This is a genomic window from Micromonospora sp. DT15, assembly GCF_049841475.1.
GTDB lineage: Bacteria > Actinomycetota > Actinomycetes > Mycobacteriales > Micromonosporaceae > Micromonospora.
Genome location: NZ_JBNCKJ010000002.1, coordinates 227,747 through 248,846, shown reverse-complemented (window position 1 = coordinate 248,846; position 21,100 = coordinate 227,747). Strand labels below are relative to the sequence as shown.

15 protein-coding genes are annotated in these 21,100 nt (G+C 70.2%); 10 read left to right on the top strand and 5 right to left on the bottom strand.

Features of this window, described 5'->3' with window-relative positions:
- The first annotated feature begins 79 nt into the window (after window positions 1-79).
- Window positions 80-670, top strand: a complete 591-nt coding sequence (locus ACLQ3F_RS05250) for a TetR/AcrR family transcriptional regulator (protein WP_425846631.1) — start codon at window positions 80-82, stop codon at window positions 668-670.
- 9 nt (window positions 671-679) lie between these two features.
- Here ACLQ3F_RS05250 and ACLQ3F_RS05245 read toward each other — a convergent pair whose 3' ends face one another.
- The gene (locus ACLQ3F_RS05245) at window positions 680-982 is read right to left on the bottom strand and encodes a GNAT family N-acetyltransferase (protein WP_355007976.1); all 303 of its coding nucleotides are present in this window, start codon (window positions 980-982) and stop codon (window positions 680-682) included.
- A gap of 156 nt (window positions 983-1,138) precedes the next feature.
- On the opposite strand from ACLQ3F_RS05245, the gene ACLQ3F_RS05240 reads away from it, so the two are divergent.
- The 3 genes from ACLQ3F_RS05240 to ACLQ3F_RS05230 all read left to right on the top strand — a co-directional run bounded on the left by ACLQ3F_RS05240 (window position 1,139) and on the right by ACLQ3F_RS05230 (window position 5,289).
- Window positions 1,139-1,834 (top strand): DUF1223 domain-containing protein, encoded by a 696-nt coding sequence (locus ACLQ3F_RS05240; RefSeq protein ID WP_425846628.1) that lies wholly within the window; start codon window positions 1,139-1,141, stop codon window positions 1,832-1,834.
- A 40-nt stretch (window positions 1,835-1,874) separates the two neighbouring features.
- Window positions 1,875-2,249 (top strand): MmcQ/YjbR family DNA-binding protein, encoded by a 375-nt coding sequence (locus ACLQ3F_RS05235; RefSeq protein WP_396794179.1) that lies wholly within the window; start codon window positions 1,875-1,877, stop codon window positions 2,247-2,249.
- 157 nt (window positions 2,250-2,406) lie between these two features.
- Window positions 2,407-5,289 carry a glycosyl hydrolase gene (locus tag ACLQ3F_RS05230; protein ID WP_425846626.1) on the top strand — a complete coding sequence of 961 codons (2,883 nt, stop codon included), beginning with the start codon at window positions 2,407-2,409 and terminating at the stop codon, window positions 5,287-5,289.
- A 94-nt stretch (window positions 5,290-5,383) separates the two neighbouring features.
- On the opposite strand, the gene ACLQ3F_RS05225 is transcribed toward ACLQ3F_RS05230, so the two are convergent.
- Both ACLQ3F_RS05225 and ACLQ3F_RS05220 read right to left on the bottom strand, forming a co-directional pair.
- The gene (locus tag ACLQ3F_RS05225) at window positions 5,384-6,769 is read right to left on the bottom strand and encodes an endo-1,4-beta-xylanase (protein ID WP_425846624.1); all 1,386 of its coding nucleotides are present in this window, start codon (window positions 6,767-6,769) and stop codon (window positions 5,384-5,386) included.
- 340 nt (window positions 6,770-7,109) lie between these two features.
- Window positions 7,110-8,885, bottom strand: coding sequence for a family 43 glycosylhydrolase (locus ACLQ3F_RS05220; protein ID WP_425847386.1), 1,776 nt, complete (start codon window positions 8,883-8,885; stop codon window positions 7,110-7,112).
- Between the two features lie 687 nt (window positions 8,886-9,572).
- Between ACLQ3F_RS05220 and ACLQ3F_RS05215 the strand changes: the two genes are divergently transcribed.
- The 3 genes from ACLQ3F_RS05215 (at window position 9,573) to ACLQ3F_RS05205 (ending at window position 14,015) form a co-directional block, all read left to right on the top strand.
- The gene (locus ACLQ3F_RS05215; RefSeq protein WP_425846623.1) at window positions 9,573-11,906 is read left to right on the top strand and encodes a beta-L-arabinofuranosidase domain-containing protein; all 2,334 of its coding nucleotides are present in this window, start codon (window positions 9,573-9,575) and stop codon (window positions 11,904-11,906) included.
- A gap of 161 nt (window positions 11,907-12,067) precedes the next feature.
- Window positions 12,068-13,006 carry a superoxide dismutase gene (locus tag ACLQ3F_RS05210; protein ID WP_425846620.1) on the top strand — a complete coding sequence of 313 codons (939 nt, stop codon included), beginning with the start codon at window positions 12,068-12,070 and terminating at the stop codon, window positions 13,004-13,006.
- Between the two features lie 133 nt (window positions 13,007-13,139).
- Complete coding sequence (locus tag ACLQ3F_RS05205) at window positions 13,140-14,015, top strand: endonuclease/exonuclease/phosphatase family protein (protein ID WP_425846617.1); 876 nt, start codon at window positions 13,140-13,142, stop codon at window positions 14,013-14,015.
- 76 nt (window positions 14,016-14,091) lie between these two features.
- Here the strand turns inward: ACLQ3F_RS05205 and ACLQ3F_RS05200 are convergent, their stop codons facing one another.
- Entirely contained in the window at window positions 14,092-14,976 is an 885-nt protein-coding gene (locus tag ACLQ3F_RS05200) for an MHYT domain-containing protein (RefSeq protein ID WP_425846615.1), read from the bottom strand.
- 567 nt (window positions 14,977-15,543) lie between these two features.
- On the opposite strand from ACLQ3F_RS05200, the gene ACLQ3F_RS05195 reads away from it, so the two are divergent.
- From ACLQ3F_RS05195 to ACLQ3F_RS05185, 3 genes are read left to right on the top strand one after another with little or no spacing between them, the layout of a single operon-like run.
- Window positions 15,544-16,380 (top strand): CPBP family intramembrane glutamic endopeptidase, encoded by an 837-nt coding sequence (locus ACLQ3F_RS05195; RefSeq protein ID WP_425846613.1) that lies wholly within the window; start codon window positions 15,544-15,546, stop codon window positions 16,378-16,380.
- Window positions 16,377-17,531, top strand: a complete 1,155-nt coding sequence (locus ACLQ3F_RS05190) for a sensor histidine kinase (protein ID WP_425846610.1) — start codon at window positions 16,377-16,379, stop codon at window positions 17,529-17,531. The genes ACLQ3F_RS05195 and ACLQ3F_RS05190 overlap by 4 nt, the downstream gene beginning before the upstream one ends.
- Window positions 17,528-18,187 (top strand): response regulator, encoded by a 660-nt coding sequence (locus tag ACLQ3F_RS05185; protein ID WP_425846607.1) that lies wholly within the window; start codon window positions 17,528-17,530, stop codon window positions 18,185-18,187. The genes ACLQ3F_RS05190 and ACLQ3F_RS05185 overlap by 4 nt, the downstream gene beginning before the upstream one ends.
- Before the next feature lie 77 nt (window positions 18,188-18,264).
- Here the strand turns inward: ACLQ3F_RS05185 and ACLQ3F_RS05180 are convergent, their stop codons facing one another.
- Window positions 18,265-21,066 carry a DEAD/DEAH box helicase gene (locus ACLQ3F_RS05180; protein ID WP_425846605.1) on the bottom strand — a complete coding sequence of 934 codons (2,802 nt, stop codon included), beginning with the start codon at window positions 21,064-21,066 and terminating at the stop codon, window positions 18,265-18,267.
- Window positions 21,067-21,100 lie beyond the last annotated feature (34 nt).

Here is a 21,100-nt window from a genome sequence, read left to right as displayed (position 1 = left end):
GCGGCATCTTCGCCGCGGTGCGCATCGGACCACCCTACGTTTGGTGGACCATACGGTCAACAATCGTTACGCTGGTCAGATGGCGAGGCCACGGCAGTTCGACGAGGAGCAGGTGATCCGCGCCGTCCGGGACCAGTTCTGGGACGCCGGCTACGCGGCGACCTCCCTGGAGGACCTGGTACGCGTCAGCGGGCTGGGCAAGGGCAGCCTCTACGGCGCCTTCGGCGACAAACACCGGCTGTTCCTGCGGGCGCTGCGGGAATACACCGACACCAGCGGCGGCTACCTGCGCGAGATGCTCGCCGCCGCCCCCCGCGCCCTGGACGCGCTGCGCGCGTTCGTCATGGCACCGGTGGACGACACCGGTGGTGCTGCCGCCCGGCGCGGCTGCCTCATGGCCAACAGCACGTACGAACTCGCCACCAGCGATCCCGACGTCCTCGCCGAGGCGCGGCGTACCTACGAGGCGACGACCGCCCTGGTCGCCGAGAGCGTCGGGCGGGCGCAGGACGAGGGCGACCTGCCGAGCGACGTCGACCCGGTCGAGACGGCGCGCGCGCTGCTCGCCGCGCAGCAGGGCCTGGTGTTCATGGGGCGGACGGGGCTGGACATCGACACCCTGACCGCCACGGCCCGCACCCTCGCCGCCAAGCTCCTACCGGACGCCTGACACCAGCGGTTATTTGATCTTGCGGGTGGAGCGCACCACGATGCTCTCGTACTCGGGGTGCTTGACCACCCAGTCGGCGATGAACGGGCAGATCGGCACGACGGTCCGGCCCTTGCCCCGCGCGTCGTCCAGCACGGCCCGCGCCAGCGTCGACCCGACGCCCTTGCCCTCGTACGCCGGATCGACCTCGGTGTGGGTGTAGGCGATGATCGAGCCGGTCAGCTGGTAGGTGACGAACCCGACGACCGTGCCCGCCTCGTCGCGCGCCTCGAAACGCTCCCGCGCCGGCGCGTCTGTCACGGTGAACTGCACCCGACCATCCAACCACCCGGCCCGACGGCGCTCGTCGCGAGGCCGGCAGGGACGCGGCCCCACGCGCATTGTCTCGGCCGGAACGGGAAACGCAAGGCCGTCGGGCACCGGGGTACGCGACGCCGTCGGGCAGACCGTGGGAGGGGACACGCCACCATGACGAATCCATCGACGGACGGCGGCTTCGCCGTCGTCGAGATGTTCACGTCCCAGGGCTGCAACAGTTGCCCGCCCGCGGAGGAGTTGCTGAGCGAGATCGAGCGCGACGCCCGGGACCGGGGCCAGAACGTCTTCGCCCTCGGGTTCCACGTCGACTACTGGGACGACCTGGGCTGGCCCGACCAGTTCGCGGACGCCGCGTACACCGCGCGCCAGGAGGCGTACGCGCGCGCGTTCGGCACCCGGGGTCTCTACACCCCGCAAATGGTCGTCAACGGCACCGTCGAGTTCGTCGGTTCCGATCGCCGACGGGCAGCCGCCGCGATCATGTCCGCCATGGCCTCGACCGCCGCCACACCACTGGCGCTCTCCATCGCCAACCTGGGCAATGACCGGGTGATGGTGGACTACCGCACCGAACAGCCGCCGGAGCGCGCGGTGGTGCACATGGCGGTCGTGGAACGAGAGCTGACCAGCGCCATCGCCCGGGGGGAGAACGCCGGGCGGACGCTGCGGCAGGACAACGTCGTACGCGCCTTCAGGTCGGTGGGCCTGGACGCCGAGCGGGGGCAGCTGGAGCTGGCGACGCCACCTGGTCTCGATCCGCGACGCGCCAGCGTGGTCGGCTACGTCCAGGAGAACGGCGAACGGGCGATCGTCGGCGCCACGGCCATCGAGCTGTCCACCGCGTAATCTCAGCCCATGCGGATGGTGCGCGGTGTGAGGGGATCCGGTGGCTGACGCGGACGACGTACGCCGGGTGGCGCTGGCCCTGCCGCACACGGTGGAGATCGCGAGTGACGGCTTCGACTTCCGGGTGGCCGACAAGGGCTTCGTCTGGTCCTATCCGGAGCGGACACCGGGCAAGCCCCGGGTGATCAGGCTCGACATCGCGGTGCTGTTCGTCGGCGACGAGGCCGAGAAGCAGGCTCTCCTGCTCGGGGAGCCCGAGATCTTCTTCACCACGCCGGGCTACGACGGCCTGCCCCTGGTGCTGCTACGCCTGGCGGCGGTCGACCTGGACCGGTTGACCGAGCTGGTGACCGACGCGTGGCGGATGCGCGTGCCGGACTCGCTGTTGAGCGACAGTGCGGGCGCCGGCAAATAGCGATATCAGCACGCAACGCGTTGGACACATTGACGGGGATCTCGGTGCTCCATTACCGTGGCCGAGAGAGCGCTCTCTCACCCGACCTTCCCCCCAATTCAGACGCAAAGCGCTGGACCCGGCAAGGGCCGCACCCGGCGCGCGCGATGGAGGCACGATGAAACCTCCCGTCCCCCACCGCCGATGGGCCCTGGCCGCCGCCACCGCGCTGGCCCTGGTCGTCGGCGGCCTCACCATCCCCGTCACCCGCGCGGCCGAGGCCGCACCCGTCGGCGCCGGCAGCTACACCACCACCCCGGTCGGCCCGCTGCCCAGCGGCTGCGGCGCGATGACCAGCAACCCCCGGCAGTTCGCCACCGCCAACGCGCCCGCCGGGCCGATCCCCACCAACGACTGGTGGTCCTCGCTGCTGTGGAAGCGCACCGACTGCTCGTTCAGTGAGCCGCTGCACGCCCACCCGATCTCGTACGACACCTTCGGCGACGGCCTCGGCTTCTCCGCCAACTCCACGCCCGCCATCAGCGGCACCGCCACCGGCGTCGGTGAGTTCCACTACCCGTACGTGCAGGACATCCGGGTCGGTGTGGCCGGGCTCGCCGCACCCCTGGTGAAGGTCGACGGCTGGACGGACTGGACGGTCAGCCCGCACTGGAGCGACGGCACGCGCACCATGCGCGCGACCATCGGCCACGGTCTGCCCTTCGCGTACTTCCAGACCACCGGCGGGAACGCGCAGATCAGCACCGCCGGCACCCCCGACGTCTGGTCCAACAGTGGTGCCACCATCGGCTTCCGGGTCAACGGCCACGACTACGTCGGGTTCGCGCCCAGCGGCGCCAGCTGGACCGTGGCGTCCGGCCGGATCTCGTCCACCCTGGCCGGCCGCGGCTACTTCTCCGTCGCCCTGCTGCCGCCGACGTCCAGCGCGACGGAGCGCGCCGCGCTGGCCGCGACCTACGGTCAGTACGCGCACGCCCACGTGACCGGCACCCAGGTCTCGTACGCCTACAACCCCGCGACCAGCGGCCTGACCACCACGTACGCGTTCACCACCACCGCCCGGGAGGGCACCGCCACGCAGACGGTGGTCAGCCTCTACCCGCACCAGTGGAAGTCGCTGAGCGGTTCCACAGCGATCACGCCGACCTATCCGTCGGCGCGTGGCCGGATGAAGGTGCTCACCGGCGTCAACCAGTTCCGCACCGCGATGAAGTTCCAGGGCATCCTGCCGGAGTTGCCGGCCGTCGGCGACGGCAGCGGTGGCGACCTGTCGACGCTCACCGGCCACCTGGCCGCCACCCGCGCCAACCCGATGGACCAACGCGGCAACGACACCTACTGGACCGGCAAGGGGCTCGGCCGTGCCGCGCGGATCGCCGAGATCGCCGACCAGGTCAACGACACCACGACGCGCGACAGCGCGCTGAACGCGATCCGCAGCACGCTCACCGACTGGTTCACCGCGTCCAGCGGCAAGACCAGCCGGGTCTTCTACTACGACAACAACTGGGGCACGCTGATCGGCTACCCGGCGTCGTACGGGTCCGACCAGGAGCTCAACGACCACCACTTCCACTACGGCTACTACATCGCCGCCGCCGCGACCCTGGCGAAGTTCGACCCGGCCTGGGCGGCCACCAGCCGCTACGGCGGGATGGTCGACCTGCTGATCCGCGACGCCAACAACTACCGTCGCGACGACACCCGCTTCCCGTACCTGCGGGACTTCGACATCTACGCCGGGCACGACTGGGCGTCCGGGCACGGCTCGTTCGGTTCCGGCAACAACCAGGAGTCCTCGTCGGAGGGGATGAACTTCGCGAGCGCCCTGATCCAGTGGGGGCAGACGACCGGCGACACCGCTGTCCGCGACGCGGGTGTCTTCCTCTACACCACGCAGGCCGCGGCGATCCAGGAGTACTGGTTCGACGTCAGCGACCAGAACTTCCCCGCCGCCTTCGGGCACTCGACGGTCGGCATGGTCTGGGGTGACGGCGGCGCGTACGCCACCTGGTTCAGCGCCGAGCCGGAGATGATCCAGGGCATCAACCTGCTGCCGGTCACCGGCGGTCACCTCTACCTCGGTAACAACCCGGCGTACGTGCGGACCAACTACGCCGAACTCGTCCGCAACAACGGCGGACAACCGACGGTGTGGCAGGACATCCTCTGGCAGTTCCAGGCCCTCGGGGACGCCGACGCCGCGCTGGCGAACCTGCGCGCGAACCCCGGCTACACGCCGGAGGAGGGAGAGAGCCGGGCGCACACGTTCCACTGGATCCGTAACCTCGCCGCCCTCGGCAACGTCGACACGACGGTGACCGGCAACCACCCGCTGTCCGCGGTCTTCTCCCGCAACGGGGCACGGACCTACGTGGCGTCGAACCCGACGGCGACGCCGATCACCGTGACGTTCTCCAACGGCACCACGCTCGCGGTGGGTGCCGGCAAGACGGCCACCACCGGGGCGTACACCTGGAGTGGTGGCAACGCGGCCGGCGGCGTTCCCCCGACGACGCCGACGGATCCCCCGCCGACGACCACCCCGCCGACGACCACCCCGCCGCCGTCCACCGGCGGGCCGACCCGCTACCTGCTGCCGGGAGGTGGGTTGGGCGGCGCCGGCAGCGCGGCCACGACGACGGTCGCGGCGGCGAACGGCAACCACGACGGTACGCCGACCAACGCCCAGGTCTTCACGGCGACCGGCCTCAACCTCGCCTACGCCGGCGGGCAGACGGCGTTCGACCTGTTCGTCGACGCCGGGACAGCGGTCGGCAACGGCGTGCAGGTGCGGATCTCCTACGACCTCACCGGCAACGGTAGTTGGGAACGGGTGGAGACGCTGCGCTACTTCGCCACCGACCCGGTCACCGGCTACGAGCACTACACCCAGAACGCCGGCCTGTCCTCGGCCACCGGCACGTTGGGCGCGCTGAGCAACGGCACGGTCCGGGTGGAGGTCTGGTCGGCGATCGGCAACAACCCGACCACGCTGGGCATCGGCAACCAGTCGGTGCTGCGGCTTCCGTACTCCTGATCGGCTAGATCGAACGCCGCACGACGTCGGCCGGTGTGCGGGACCAGGATCGGTCCCGCACACCGGCCGACGCTGTGCGGTCAGTCAGTCGTTGTCAGGAGGCGGTGCAGGTGGGCGTGATGCCGGCCCCACTGCCCGTGCCCTGGAAACCGAACTCGGTGACCTGACCCGCGCCGAGGCGGCCGTTGTAGTCCACGTTGGCGAACCGCACCGTGCCGGTCGAGCCACTGGCCGTCGCGCTCCAGGTGTTCGTGACACTGGCACCACTCGCGAGGGTGACGCTGACGTTCCACCCGTTCGTGCCGGCGGAGCCGGCGGTCACCTTCACGGTGGCCACGAACCCACCGTTCCACGAGTTCAGCGACACCGACGCCGAGCAACCGCCGGTGGTCGGCGGCGGGGTCGTGGGCGGCGGGGTGGTGGGCGGCGGGTCGGTGGGCGGGGGCGTGGTCGGCGGCGGGGTCGTAGGGGTGCCCGTACCGGCGTTGAGGGCGTTCAGAACGTTGGTGTACGCGGCCTTCTTGTTGCCGTTGCAGTCGAACAGCAGCGCGTTGTCCGAGCCACGCCACGAGTCACAGTCCCGCACACCCCACACCGTGATGCCGGTGCAGCGCGAGACGTTCATGCAGGCGCGGGTGACGGCGCCGTAGATGTTGGCCTGGTTGCCGCCGGTCATCACGTCCAGCTCGGTGATCTGGACGTCCACGCCGAGGTCGGCGAACCGCTGCAGGTTGGCCTGGTAGTCACCGGCCAGCGAGGTGCCCAGGTGCGACTGGAAACCCACGCAGTCGATCGGCACGCCACGGGACTTGAAGTCCCGCACCATGTTGTAGATCCCGGTCGACTTCGCGTTGACCCCGTCGGTGTTGTAGTCGTTGTAACACAACTTCGCACCCGGATCCGCCGCCCGCGCCGCCCGGAACGCCGCCTCGATCCAGTCGTTGCCGGTGCGCTGCAGGTTCGAGTCACGCCGCCCACCGGAACCACCGTCGGCGAACGCCTCGTTCACCACGTCCCAGGCGTAGATCTTCCCGCGGAAGTGCGTCGCCACCTGCGTGACGTGGTTGATCATCGCGCTGCGCAACGCGCTGCCCGACATACCCTGGGCCCAACCCGGCTCCTGCTGGTGCCACAAGAGCGCGTGACCGCGCACGCTCATGCCGTTGGCCTGCGCGTGACTGACCAGACGATCACCACCGGTGTAGCTGAACCGACCCTGCTGCGGCTCGGTGGCGTCCCACTTCATCTCGTTCTCGGCCACGACACTGTTGAACTCACGGTTCAGGACGGTCGTGTAGACGCTGGTGGAGAGCTTGTTCGTCGCGACGGCCGCGCCGAAGTAACGGCCCTTCTCGGCCGCCGAGGCCCGGAGGGTCGTGCCGGCGCTGGCCGTGGAGGTCAGCGTCATCGTCATGCCTGCGGCGAGGGCGCCGGTAACGGCGATGGTCACCGCCGCTCGCAGGGCTCTTCTGTGATTCATGCGGATTCCTTCTCTGTGGTGGTGCAGCGATGGAGACGCACGCCCGGAGCCGCTCCTGCGACATGGGGGGATGTCAGCAACGATCGCCGTCGCGGCAGCGGTGCGGGGAGTCCTGACCCGACGTCCGGCATGCCCTGGGCGGACGTCACGGGTCGAGGTGCCACAGCAGGTTCGCCCGGTGAACCACAGGTGCGGCTGCCCTCAACCATCGACTGTGAGCGATAACATGCCGTTCGTCAAGTCGTAACCAACCGCGCCGGGAAACCTGTCGCTCCGTCACGGTGGTGGGCCTGTCGCCGTGCTGCCGGAGCCGTGCCGAGCACGGCCCCGGCAGCGACAGTCACTGGAACGAGGCGTCGTCGACCAGGAGGCTGTCGGTGCCCTCGGCTGTCTCGACGTAGAAGGTGGCGCTGGTCAGCGTGCCGCTCCACGACACTGTCGTGGTGCCGGTGAGCAGGGTCCAGCCGTTGACGTTCACTCCCACCGCCGGCGTCAGCTGGAGGTAGTTCGTCGTGCCGTTCGCGGTCAGCGACAGTGTCGCCTTCGCCGACGGGGTGCCGCCCTGTGCGCGTACCCAGACGTTCGTGGTGTAGCTCCTGCCGTTGGTGAGCGTGGCGGTCACGTCCTGGCCGGGGCCGTTCCAGGCGCCGGTCCGGCCGGTGATCGACAGCGACCCGCTGCCACCGTGCGCCACGCTCGTGTTGCGGGAGAGCGTGCCGCTGCCGTGCACTCCCCAGCCCGTCGTGCCGTTCTCCACGTCGCCGTTGGTGAGCAGGTTGGTGACGGTGCCGCCGGTGCCGCCGAACTGCCACCAGTTGATGTTGAACAGGTTGCCGCTGCCGCCGGCGAAGCGCAGGTAAAGATCATGGGTGCCGGTCGCTCCGCTGATCGCGCAGGTGGTGGTGCTCCAGGTCTGCCAGCCGCCGGTGCCACCCACGGTGCAGGTGCCCACTGTCGGGCCGTTGGCGCTGTCGAGGCGTACCTCGATCCGCCCGCCGCTGGTGGCCGACGCGACCCGGGCGCTGAACGAGGTCGCACCCGCGCCGAACGCGACACCCTTGACCTTGATGTGGTCGCCGTTCTCGATCCAGCCGACGTTCATCCCGCCCTCGCTGGACACCTCGGTCTCGATCCCCGAGCCCCAGGCGATCGTCTCGGCCTCCTGCCGCACGTACGGGTTCAGGGTGCCCACCTGCGGCGCCCCCGTGGTGGTCATGTTGATCGTCGGGAACATGCCGCTGCTGGTGTAGGTGAACTTCTCCACCGCTACCGAACGGGTGTAACCGCTACCACCGGGCAACGCCCCGTTGTGATAGAAGAAATACGAACCGCCCTGGAAGTCGATCACACCCGCGTGATTGGTGAAACTGGCTCCCTGTCGCGGCATGATCGTTCCCCGATATGTCCACGGCCCCGTCGGTCCCGTCGCCGTGGAGTACGCGATGAATTCGGAGCAGCATTCCGCCGCGAACACGTTGTAGTACAAGCCGTTGCGTTTGAACACCCACGGCCCCTCCTCGTACAGCGTCGGCCGACTCGCATTACCGTTACGGGTGCCGAACCCCGCGGTCGTGAGTGGAATGCGTGTCGCGCTGCCGGAGAACGAAATCATGTCCGGGTTCAACTTCACGTACCACAGACCGGGGTTACCCCAGTACAGATACGCCTGTCCGTCATCGTCGATGAACGCGTGCGGGTCGATCTCGTTGTTGCCGACCAGTGGTCGACCGAGCGCGTCGCGGAACGGCCCGGTGGGGCTGTCGGCCACGCCGACGCCGATGACCATCTGCCCGTTGGAGCGCTGGCGCACCGGCACGTACCAGTAGAACTTTCCGTTACGCGGAACGACCTGCCCGGCCCACGCGTTGGCGTCCGCCCACGCGAACGTCGCCAGATTCATCGGCGAGCCGTGATCGGTCCAGTTCACCATGTCGGCGGACGAGTACACCCGCCATTCGCGCATGGTGAAGTAGGTGGATCCGTCCTCGTCGTGTCCGGTGTAGAGGTAGACCCGACCGTTGTGCACCATCGGCGCGGGGTCGGCGGTGTAGATGTTCTGGACGATGGGGTTGTCGGCCCTGGCCGTACCCGGGATCAGTGCGAGGAGGCAGGCCATGCTGGCCAGCCAGGCGACGGTTCGCCTGGTCCGGCGAGCGGCCCGGGTTGCGGTTGGATCCTTAACGTTCACGATTACTCCCACAGAGAGTGCGCGGTGCTTGACGGGGGGAGCCACCGCTGCGGCGGCCGCTCGAACGGGCTTGTGGTTCGCGCGCTGGGCAGCACGACCGGCGGCCGTGTTAGCGCTAACAGCTATTCGCCAATGCCTCCTTCCCCTAGCTGGCCTGGATTTTTGTGTGGCGCGGGATGACCGTCGTAACCCCATCGCAGCATTGAGGTATCAACGTTGACATCGAAGATTTACGATGCACGGTACTGAGCCACCGGACGGGCGTCAACGGAGGGGCAACCACCGGCAACGGTCACTCACGGCGACGCTCCGATGATCGCGAGCCCGGTAGATGTCCGTTTCGGACCACAACCGCCGCCGGGACCGGGCGACCCCGGGCCAGGTCGTCGCGGAAATGGGTCGACCAGACACTCCGGGGGTTGCGGGCGTGTTAACGACGAACTATGTTAGCGATCACATCGATGTGCCGCGATAAGCGCAGGGGTGGGCACCCGGCGTCCACGGCGACCCACGTCCCACCCACCACACCGCTCCCGGCGTCGGCCCCCTTGTGCCGCCGACGACCCACCGCCATCGATGGCGGCCCCGACGTACCCGGCCACCTGGAGGTTCCCCATGCCATCCCTGCCCCTCAGCCGCCGCCACCTGCTTCAGGCCGCCGGAGCCACCGTGGTGGTCTCCGCGACCGGCGTCGCCGTCTCCCCCGCAAGCGCGTCCGCCGCCATCGTGCCCCCGGCCCGGTCCGACATCGGCGTCTCGGCGTACGGATTCGACCCGGGCCAGGTACGACTCACCGCCGGCCGTTGGATGGACAACCAGACCCGGACGCTGAACTACCTGCGGTTCGTCGATGTCGACCGGATGCTCTACAACTTCCGCGCCAACCACCGGCTGTCCACGAACGGCGCCGCCACCAACGGGGGCTGGGACGCGCCGAACTTCCCGTTCCGGACCCACATGCAGGGTCACTTCCTGAGCGCCTGGGCGTACGCGTACGCGGTGCTCGGCGACACCACCTGCCGGGACAAGGCGAACTACATGGTCGCCGAACTGGCCAAGTGCCAGGCGAACAACGGTGCCGCCGGGTTCGGCGCGGGTTACCTCTCCGGCTTCCCGGAGTCCGACTTCACCGCGCTGGAGGCACGGACGCTCTCCAACGGCAACGTGCCCTACTACTGCATCCACAAGACCCTCGCCGGCCTCCTCGACGTCTGGCGTTACATCGGCAACACGCAGGCCCGTACGGTGCTGCTGTCCCTCGCCGGCTGGGTCGACACCCGGACGGCCCGGCTGAGCTCCAGCCAGATGCAGTCGATGCTGGGCACCGAGTTCGGTGGCATGAACGACGTGCTCGCGGACATCTACCAGCAGACCGGCGACTCCCGGTGGCTCACCACCGCCCAGCGGTTCGACCACGCCGCCGTGTTCAATCCCCTGGCCGCCAACCAGGACCAGCTCAACGGGCTGCACGCCAACACGCAGGTGCCCAAGTGGATCGGCGCCGCCCGGGAGTACAAGGCCACCGGGACCACCCGTTACCGGGACATCGCCAGCAACGCGTGGCGTATCACCGTGGGCGCGCACACCTACGCCATCGGCGGCAACAGCCAGGCGGAGCACTTCCGGGCACCGAACGCCATCGCCGGCTACCTCAGCAACGACACCTGCGAGCAGTGCAACACGCACAACATGCTCAAACTGACCCGGGAGCTGTGGCTGCTCGACCCGAGCCGGGCGGACTACTTCGACTTCTACGAGCGCGCGCTGATCAACCACCTGATCGGCGGGCAGAACCCGGCCGACAGCCACGGCCACATCACCTACTTCACCCCGTTGCGGCCGGGCGGTCGGCGGGGCGTGGGCCCGGCGTGGGGTGGTGGCACCTGGAGCACCGACTACAACTCGTTCTGGTGCTGCCAGGGCACCGGCCTGGAAATCAACACGAGGTTGATGGACTCCATCTACTTCTACAACGGGACCACGCTGAGTGTGAACCTGTTCGCGCCGTCGGTGCTGGACTGGACGCAACGCGGCATCACTGTCACCCAGAGCACCAACTTCCCGGTCAGTGACACCAGCACCCTCACCCTGAGCGGCTCGATGAGCGGCTCGTGGAGCATCCGGGTGCGGATCCCGTCCTGGACCAGCGGCGCGACGATCGCCGTCAACGGCACCGTGGAGAACGTGGCCACCACCCCGGGCAGCTACGCCACCGTCACGCGCACCTGGGCCGCCGGCGACACCATCACCGTTCGGCTGCCGATGCAGGTCGCCGTCCGGGCCGCCAACGACAACGCCACCATCGGCGCGATCATGTACGGCCCGGCGGTGCTGGCCGGCAACTACGGCAACACGGCGCTGAGCGCCCCGCCGACCATCACCGTCTCCTCGATCACCCGGACCAGCACCAGCTCACTCGCGTTCTCCGCGAGCGCCAACGGGTCCACTGTGAATCTCGGCCCCTTCCACGACGCCCACGGCTTCAACTACACGGTCTACTGGAACACCAGCGGAAGCGGCGGCACCGGCGGCAGCTACCGACTGGTCAACGTCGGCACCGGGCTGGTCCTCGGTATCCAGAACATGTCCACCGCCGACGGTGGTCTGGCCGTGCAGTGGAGCGACAGCGGCACCGCGGACCACAACTGGGTGGTCATCACCGACGGCAACGCCGTCCGGTTCCGCAACGTCAACAGCGGCAAGGTCCTGGGCGTGGAGAACATGTCCACCGCCGACAACGCCCGGGTTCTCCAGTGGGCCGACAACGGCACCGCCGATCACCGGTGGATCCTGGTGGACAACGGCGACGGCACCTACAAGATCCGCAACGTCAACAGCAACAAACTGCTCGGAATCCTGAACGGGTCGACCGCCTGGGGAGCGCAGGCAGTGCAGGATCCGGACAACGGCAGCGCGGACAACCGGTGGAGGCTGGTCCGCAACGCCTGACCTCCGCCCCCGCTCGACGGGCTCACCGGCGCGGTCACCCGAAGGCCGCGCCGGTGACGCCGGGCGGGCGCCCGCCAGCGGTCGTACAGTGGGGAGGGTCCTGGCCCCAGTGAACGTGGCGGACGTGTCGGCTCGTGCCGCTTCCGCCCGGAAGGAGCACAGTGAACCGCCCCCTCCGCACCACGCTTGGCAGCGCGTTGGCCGCCGTCATGCTGGCCACCGTCGCCGTCGCGCCGGCGCAGGCGCACCCCGCAGGGCGCCCGCCGGCCGTCCTCGCCCTCCCCGACGGGTTCCAGCCCGAGGGCATCGCCACCGCCGGCCGGTACGCCTACTTCGGCTCCCGCGCCACCGGTGCCATCCAGCGCGTCGACCTGGTCACCGGCCGGGGCACGACGATCGGCGCGGCCACCGGCACGCCGTCGCTCGGCCTCAAGGTCGACACACGTGGCCGGCTCTTCGTCTCCGGTGGCACGGCTGGCGACGCTCGCGTGCTCGACACCCGCACCGGCGAGGTGCTGGCCCGCTACCAGTTCGCCACCGCCCCGACGTTCGTCAACGACGTCGTGCTGACCCGCGACGCGGCATACTTCACCGACTCGAACCGGCCGGTGCTCTACCGGCTGCCGCTCGGTCGCGGTGGCGCGCTGCCGCCCGCCGACGCCTTCACCACGATCACGCTCACCGGCGCGTACGAGCAGGTCGGCACGGGGGTGAACCTCAACGGCATCACCACCACACCCGACGGCCGGGCGCTGATCGTCGTCCAGTCCTCCACCGGCACGTTGTACCGGGTCGACCCGGCGACCGGGGCGAGCACCGTCGTGGACGTGCCGGGCCACACCTTCACCAACGGCGACGGGCTTCTCCTGCTCGGCCGCACCCTATACGTCGTGCAGAACCGCCTCAACCAGATCGCGGTGGTCAGGCTGAACCACTCCGGCACCGCCGGAGCGCTCACCGGCACCATCACCGATCCGCACTTCGACGTACCCACCACCGTCGCCAAGGCGCTGGGCCGGCTCTACCTGCCCAACGCCCGGTTCACCACACCGCCGACCCCCACCACGCCCTACACGGCGGTCGCGGTCCGCGCCCACTGAGCGACCCGAGGGGCACCCGCCGCGCGGGTGCCCCTCGGCCCACCGCTCCTGGGACCTCGATCGTCGTTTCGGCCGCCAGTAAGATCACTGGCACCTCGGCGACGACTGTCGCCTCGCGCACCCCGGAGTCCGTGTGGCCGCCCGTCCCTATCGGTTCCTGCGCCGAACCCTGGTCGTGGGCTGCATCCTCGCCGCCGCCGCACTGCCCGCCAACCCGCAGGCCGCACCACCGGCCGCGCCCACCGCCGTCGCGCAACCCACGGTCCTGCGAATGCTGCAGATGAACCTCTGCAACAGTGGCCTCGCCGGCTGCTACACCGGCCGCGCGATGGCCAGGGCCGCAGAGGTGATCACCGCCGAGGCGCCCGACCTGGTCACCCTCAACGAGATCTGCGCGGACGACCTGCCGGCCCTGCGCCGGGTGTTCCAAACCGTCCACCCTGGCCAGAGCGTGGTGGCCGCGTTCCAGGCCGCCGGCGACCGCCCGAGCGGCGACGACACCCGCTGCCGCAACGGACAACGGTTCGGCATCGGGTTACTGGCCCACCTGCGGACGCCGGGCACACCAAGCACCGTGTACGCCGGAACCCACCCCACGCAGGACCTCGCGGACCCCGAGGAACGCGCCTGGCTCTGCGTCGACGTCGACCGCGCCCTGCTCGCCTGCACCACGCACCTGTCGGCCAGCGGCGGCTACCGGGTCGCGCTCGCGCAGTGCGACCACCTGCTCGGCACCATCCTGCCGACGATCAGCCGCGACGCCGGGTACGAGCCGACCGTGCTCGGCGGCGACCTCAACCTGCGCGCCGGCCCCGACCCCGACGTGCGGTCCTGCATCCCACCTGGCCATCAGCGGGTCGACGATGGCCGACTGCAACACGTCACGGCGACCGCCGACATCACCCTCTGCTGTCGCAGCCAGGTGCCCATGAACGGGACGACCGACCACCCCGGGCTGCTGGTCACCCTCACGATCGACAGCAGCCGTCCCGGCCGGCGGCCGGCCTGATCCGCCTCCGTCCGGGCACGGAGACGGCCGGATCCCCGAGGTCGCCAGCAACGCGGCGCGGGCCGGCCGCACGGCGTCAGCGCGGCGGCGTGTCCCGGCGGGACGGGAACGGAGTACCGGGCTGGCCGAGGGTGGAGCGGGCGCGCAACCCGACCGGGTCGGGAGCAGGGGTGGGGGCCGGGGCCGGCGGCTCCGAGAGCCGCAGCCCGTTCAGGTACGCGGTGGCGGCCCGGTCGTCATCGGTCGGAGCGGCGAGCAGCGCGTAGAGCAGACCGACCACCCCGAAGATCACCGCCAGCACGATCGGCACCAGCAGGGTGCTCACCCCGGCGCCGGTCACCTCGCCCGCCCGCTCGTGGCGGTGCACCGACAGGGCGCTCATGCCGGTGAAGTGCATCCCGTTGACGGCGATCCCCATGACCAGCGCGGAGGCGAAGATCGCCAACCCCCGCCGGACGGTCATCGCGAGCCACAGCGCGACGGTGGACGCCACCACGGCGATGACCACCGAGAGCACGACCCGGACCGTGTCGTAGCCGAGGGTGCCGTTGAGACGCATGGCGGCCATGCCGGTGTAGTGCATGGAGGCCACGCCGACGCCGGTGAAGACACCGCCGGCGATCAGTCGTACGGGATTGAGCCGGCCGGTGCCCACGATGGCCAGGCCGATACCGACCGCCACCACGGCGATGACAGTGCTGGCCGCGGTCAGCGGCACGTCGTAACGCATCCGGGTGTTCTCGACGGCGAAGCCGAGCATGGCCATGAAGTGCATCGCCCAGATGGCGGTGCCGCCCAGCGCCCAGGCCGACAGCAGACCCCACCACGCCCGCTGGCCGTTCGTCCGGGCCGTACGGATGCGCCCGGCGCAGACCAGACCGAGGATCGAGCCGAGCACGGACAGCGCGTAACTCAACGCGGGCGTGATCCACCCGTACTCAAAGTGATTGATTTCCGCCACGGCGGCTTTCTCCCCATTCGTTACCGATGCGTCAACAAGACGCCCCGGCAATGATCAGGGGTGCTGTGATCAGGCGCAATAGGCCCCCCGGGCTATTCGAGGTGTGCCGTTTCGGTAACCGTCCGCTGCGTCGATTTACCCGACGAAAGTTACTGGAAGTAACTATCACGCTGACGTGTGGTACGCGAGAACGCCTCGATTGACGGCCGCTATAGCCTGTCGAGCTGTCGACCGCAGCTCCGTTGTGGCACCGCCGGAGTCGGCAATCTGACCGAGCAGGTCGACGACCTGGCGGGCCTCGCCAGCGCCTCCCCCCGGGCCACGGGAATGGCGGTGACGCGGGCCACGCCGGCCGGCACCGGCCCCGGCGCCACGCCCCTCACCCAACTCCAGCCGCCGCGCGGCCTCCCGGGTGTGGCGCAGTGCGGACACGCACCTCGACGGCCCGTTTGTCCCCCGTGCGAGCTACCGCAGGTGCGCTCCGAGCGGTGACGATTTCCGGCAGGCGAAAAAATAGCGTTCAACCCAGGCCGCTGCGCCCGTGCAACGGCCTTGGGAAGGACTCCGATGCGTTTCGTAAAGCAACTCGTGGCCGTCGCGGCGGTCGCTTTCGCCGGCGGCCAGGCCACCGTCGCCGCGCAGGGCAACGACTGGCTCACACTGCCACTCGGCGTGCTGACGTCGGTGCTCGCCATCCTCGTCTACATCTGGGTCGTACGGCGTACCGAAGGTCGCGCGGTCACCGAACTCGCGAGGGCCGGAGCCGTCTCGCAGACCGGCCTGGGAACGGTGCTCGGGGTCGGGATGTTCGTGGCCGTCCTCGTCACCATCGCGCTCTTCGCCGAGTACCACATCAACGGCTTCGGTTCGGCGACGGGCGCGATGGGGCTGGTCGGGTTCATGGTCGCCGCCGCCGTGACCGAGGAGGTGCTCTTCCGCGGCGTCCTGTTCCGCGTCATCGAGGAACGCGCCGGCACCTGGATCGCCCTGCTCCTCACCGGGGTGGCGTTCGGCATGATGCACCTGACCAACCCGGATGCCAGCCTGTGGGGCGCGACCGCGATCACGATCGAGGCCGGGTTCATGTTCGCCGCCGCCTACGCCGCAACCCGCAACCTGTGGCTGCCGATCGGCCTGCACTTCGGCTGGAACATCGCCGCGGGCGGCATCTTCAGCTCCGTGGTTTCGGGCAACGAGCAGTCGAAGGGCCTGCTGGAGACTGCGATGTCGGGCCCGGCGCTGCTCACCGGGGGTAACTTCGGCCCCGAGGCGAGCGTGTTCGCGGTCACGGCGGGCGTGCTGATGACCGCGGGGTTCATGTGGATGGCTCACCGCCGCGGCACCATCGTCCCGCGTCGCCGCCGCGCGGCCGCCGCCCCGACGACGGTTACAGTCACCGCGTGATCGACCGTCGGACGTTCCTGGACCGGTGGCGGCAGCACGCCGTCACGGTCCGGGATCTCCCGGTGGCACTGCTGCTCGCCGCCGCGTCGGTGGTGCCGGCGTTGCAGGACCGCGGGACGCAGCTCGGCGACCTGCCGGCGCGTCCCTTCGACACGCTGGCCTTCGTGGCGATCCTCCTCCAGTGCCTGCCACTCGCCGTCCGTCGACGCTGGCCGGCGCTCTGCCTCACCCTGGTGTCCCTCGGCTTCGCGCTCGACCAGCTCCGGGCCTACCACACGGTGGCGGGTGCCGGGCTTGCCATCGCGCTGGTGAGCGCGGCGGCCCACCTCGACCAGCACCGGCGGACCGCGGTGGTCCTGGCCTCCGCCGCGTACGTGTCGCTGGCTGTCGCCCTGCATCGGCAAGGCTCGACCGAGGGCGTGCTCGGGTTCGGCACGTTCTATCTGATGCTGGCCTTCGCGTGGGGCATCGGGGTGTGGCTACGGCAGTCCCGGGCAGCCGAGGCGGAACGCCGTCGACACGTCGCCCTGGCCGCCCGCAACGCCGAACGCACCCGCATCGCCAGCGAACTCCACGACGTGGTGACCCACCACGTGACGGCGATGGTCGTGCAGGCGGAGGCGGCGCGTTACCTGACCGCCGCCCCCGAGCGCCTCGACACGACCCTGACCGCCATCACCGACACCGGCCGGCGGGCCATCACCGACCTGCGGCATCTGCTCGACCTGCTCAACCCCGACCACGCCACCGATCCTCGTACGCCGGCCGTCGGCGACCTACGCGCCATCGTGGAGCAGACCCGCCGGGCCGGGCAGCCTGTGGAGTTCACCGAGGAGGGCAGCCCCGCGGGGGTGACCGGCGGCGGCGAGGTCGTCGCCTACCGGGTCGTGCAGGAGGCGCTGACGAACGCCCTCAAGCACGACCACGGCAGCCGCACCATCGTCCACGTGCGGCACGGCGAAAGGGACACCTCGGTGAACGTCAGCACCGACGGATCGGGCTCGCCCGCCGCGACGCCCGGTGGGAGCGGGCGTGGCCTCGCCGGGCTACGCGAACGGGTCCACGTGCTCGGTGGCGAGTTCAGCGCGGAACGGCAGGCGGGCGGCGGTTTCGTCGTGCGGGCCCGCATCCCCACCGGGAGCCCGTCGTGACCGCGTCTGTCCGGGTGCTTGTCTGCGACGACCAGGAGCTGATCCGCACCGGCTTCGCCACGATCATCGACGCCCAGCCCGACATCGACGTGGTGGGCGAGTGCGGCAACGGGCGCGACGCTGTCGACCTCGCCCGCCGGCTGCGCCCGGACGTGGTCGTCATGGACGTACGGATGCCGATCCTCGACGGCATCGGGGCAACCCGGCTGCTGGCCGGCCCCGGGGTCACCGAGCCCGTCAAGGTGCTCGTGGTGACGACGTTCAACCTCGACGAGTACGTGTACGAGGCGCTGCGCGCCGGGGCGAGCGGTTTCCTGCTCAAGGACGCCCCTCCGGCCCAACTGCTGCACGGCATCCGCACTGTCGCGTCCGGTGCCGCGCTGCTGGCGCCCGAGGTGACCCGGCAGCTCGTGGGCAGGTACGCCGAGCGGATCCGCCCGGCCGGGGGCACCGTGGACGACGTCGGCCTGACTCCGCGTGAGCTGGAGGTGTTGCGCCTCGTCGCCACCGGCCTGTCCAACGGCGAGATCGCCGCCCGGCTGGTGATCAGCCAGGAGACCGTGAAGACCCACGTGTCACGGATCCTCACCAAGCTCGACCTGCGCGACCGGGTGCAGGCGGTCGTCTACGCCTACCGGACGGGCCTGGTGAGCTGACTGTCGACGTCAGCGGGACGGGTTGTCCGGCGCGACCGCTGCGTCGATCAGCCGACGGTCTTCACCGGGAGTAGTAATCAGACCGAGGTGTGGTAGGCCAGAACACCCCGGTTGACCGCCGCGATCGCCTGCCGGGCGGTGGACCGCAGCTCCGGCGAAGCGCCCCCGGAGTCGGCAAGCTGACCGAGCAGATCGACGACCTGTCGGGCCCACCGGACGAAGTCACCGGCGGGCATCTCACCATCGATCTCGTGACCGCTGCCGAGCACCTTCGCCAGCGCCTCCCCCCGGGCCCACCGGTAGACGGGCCAGGCGAAACCGAGATCCGGCTCCCGGGTCGCCGTCAGCCCTCGCGCCGCCTCGTCGGCCTCGATCTCCCCCCACAGCTTCAGCGTCTCGTCCACCGCGTCGGCCACCGGCCCGCGCGGCAGCGACGCCCTCTCGTCGACATCGCGGCGCGCCTCGAACACCACCACCGACACCGCGGCGGCCAGCTCGGCCGGGGACAGCCCGTTCCACACCCCCCGGCGCAGGCACTCGGCGACCAGCAGGTCCGCCTCGGTCCAGATCCGGCCCAGCATCCGACCGGCGTCGGTGACCGCGCCGTCGCGGGCGAGGTAGCCACGCTCGGTCAGCAGCGCCACGATCCGGTCGAACGTTCGCGCGAGGGACCCGGTACGACCACTGACGCGCTCGCGCAGTTCCTCGGTGTCGCGCTCCAGCCGCCGACGCCGCTCCGCCCAGCGGGCGTGATCCTCGCGCTCCGGGCAGGCGTGGCAGGGGTGGTGACGCAGCTCGCTGCGGAGCTGGGTGATCTGGTGGTCCTCGCCGGTCGCCTGCCGGGAACGGCCCCCGCGTCGGCCAGCGTGCCGATCCAGGCCGGTGCCGCTGACCTCGGCGGCGAGATCCCGCCGGGCGCCCGGGGACCGGTGGTTGAAGTGTTTGGGCACCCGGATCCGGGCCAACACCTCGGCCGGAGTGGTGAAGTCGCCGGGGCTGACCCGCCCGGCCCAACGGTCCTGGGTGAGCACCAACGGACGGGGCTCACCGAACCCACCGGTCGCCGGGTCCAACACCACGGCCAGCCCAGCCCGCCGGCCCGACGGCACCCGGATCACGTCGCCGACCCGCAGCCGCTCCAGAGAGGCCACCGCGGCGGCCTTGCGCTGGGTCTGCCCCTGCCGGGCGATCGCCTTCTCCCGATCGGCGATCGCCACCCGCAGCGCGAAGTACTCGTCGAAGTCGCCGTGGTGGCAGGCGGCCTCCGCGCCGTACGCCTCGATGGTCTCGGTGTTGCGCTGCACCTGCCGGGCCAGGCCGACCACCGACCGGTCCGCCTGGAACTGGGCGAACGAGGACTCCAGCAGCGCCCGGGCCGGCTCCGCGCCGACCGTGCCGACCAGGTTCACCGCCATGTTGTACGACGGCCGGAAGCTGGAGCGCAGCGGATAGGTGCGGGTGGACGCGAGCCCGGCCACGTGCCGTGGGTCAATCTCCGGGGACCACACCACGACGGCGTGCCCCTCCACATCGATGCCTCGGCGGCCGGCACGCCCGGTGAGCTGGGTGTACTCCCCCGGGGTCAGGTCGACGTGCGCCTCGCCGTTGTACTTGACCAGCCGTTCCAGCACCACGCAGCGGGCCGGCATGTTGATGCCCAAAGCCAGCGTCTCGGTGGCGAAGACCGCCTTGACCAGGCCGCGGACGAACAGCTCCTCGACGACCTCCTTGAACACCGGCAGCATGCCGGCGTGGTGGGCGGCCAGGCCGCGTTCCAGGCCGTCGAGCCACTCCCAGTAGCCCAGGACCGACAGGTCCTCGCCGGGAATGGCGGTGACCCGCGACTCGACGACCCGGCGGATCTCGGCCCGTTCCTCCGCCGAGGTGAGCCGCAACCCGGCGGCGAGGCACTGCTGCACCGCGGCGGCGCAACCGGCCCGGCTGAAGATGAACAAGATCGCCGGTAGCAGACCCTCCCGGTCCAGCCGGTCGACGATGTCCGGGCGCAACGGGCCACGCCAACGCGGACCACGCCGGCCGGCACCGGGCCCGGCGCTGCGCCCCTCACCCAACTCCAGCCGCCGCGCGGTCTCCCGGGTGTAGCGCAGCAACTCCGGGTGCACGTCGTGCTTGCGGGCCGCGTCGGCGTCGTGGAACAGGTCGAACATCCGCTTGCCGACCAGCATGTGCTGCCACAACGGCACCGGCCGGTGCTCACTGACCACCACGGCGGTCTCCCCGCGCACGGTGACCAGCCAGTCGGCGAACTCCTCGGCGTTGGAGACCGTCGCCGACAACGAGACCAGGGTGACCGAAGCCGGCAGGTGAATGATCACCTCTTCCCACACTCCACCGCGGAACCGGTCAGCCAGGTAGTGCACCTCGTCCATCACCACGTACGCGAGGCCCTGGAGGGTGCTGGAGCCCGCGTAGAGCATGTTGCGCAGCACCTCGGTGGTCATCACCACCACCGGCGCGTCGCCGTTGATCGCGTTGTCGCCGGTCAGCAGGCCGACCTGCTCGGCGCCGTACCGGGCGACCAGGTCGTGGTACTTCTGGTTGGACAGCGCCTTGATCGGGGTGGTGTAGAAGCACTTGCGTCGCACCGGTGGGGTCGTCGCGTCGACGGCGGGCACCGGGTCATCGGGCCGACCCCGCAACGCCAGGTGGACGGCGAACTCCCCGACCACCGTCTTACCGGCGCCGGTGGGAGCGCAGACCAGCACACCGCTGCCCCGCTCCAGCGACTGGCACGCCTCCCGCTGGAAGTCGTCGAGGTCGAACCCCAACTCGAGGGCGAACTCGTCCAGCGCCGGAAACTGTGCGGCTTGTGCGGCCTTGCGGCGCGCCGCTGCGTACCGCTCGGCGGGGCTCGACATGGCACCAAGATTAGTGCGTGCCGCGTCATGTCAC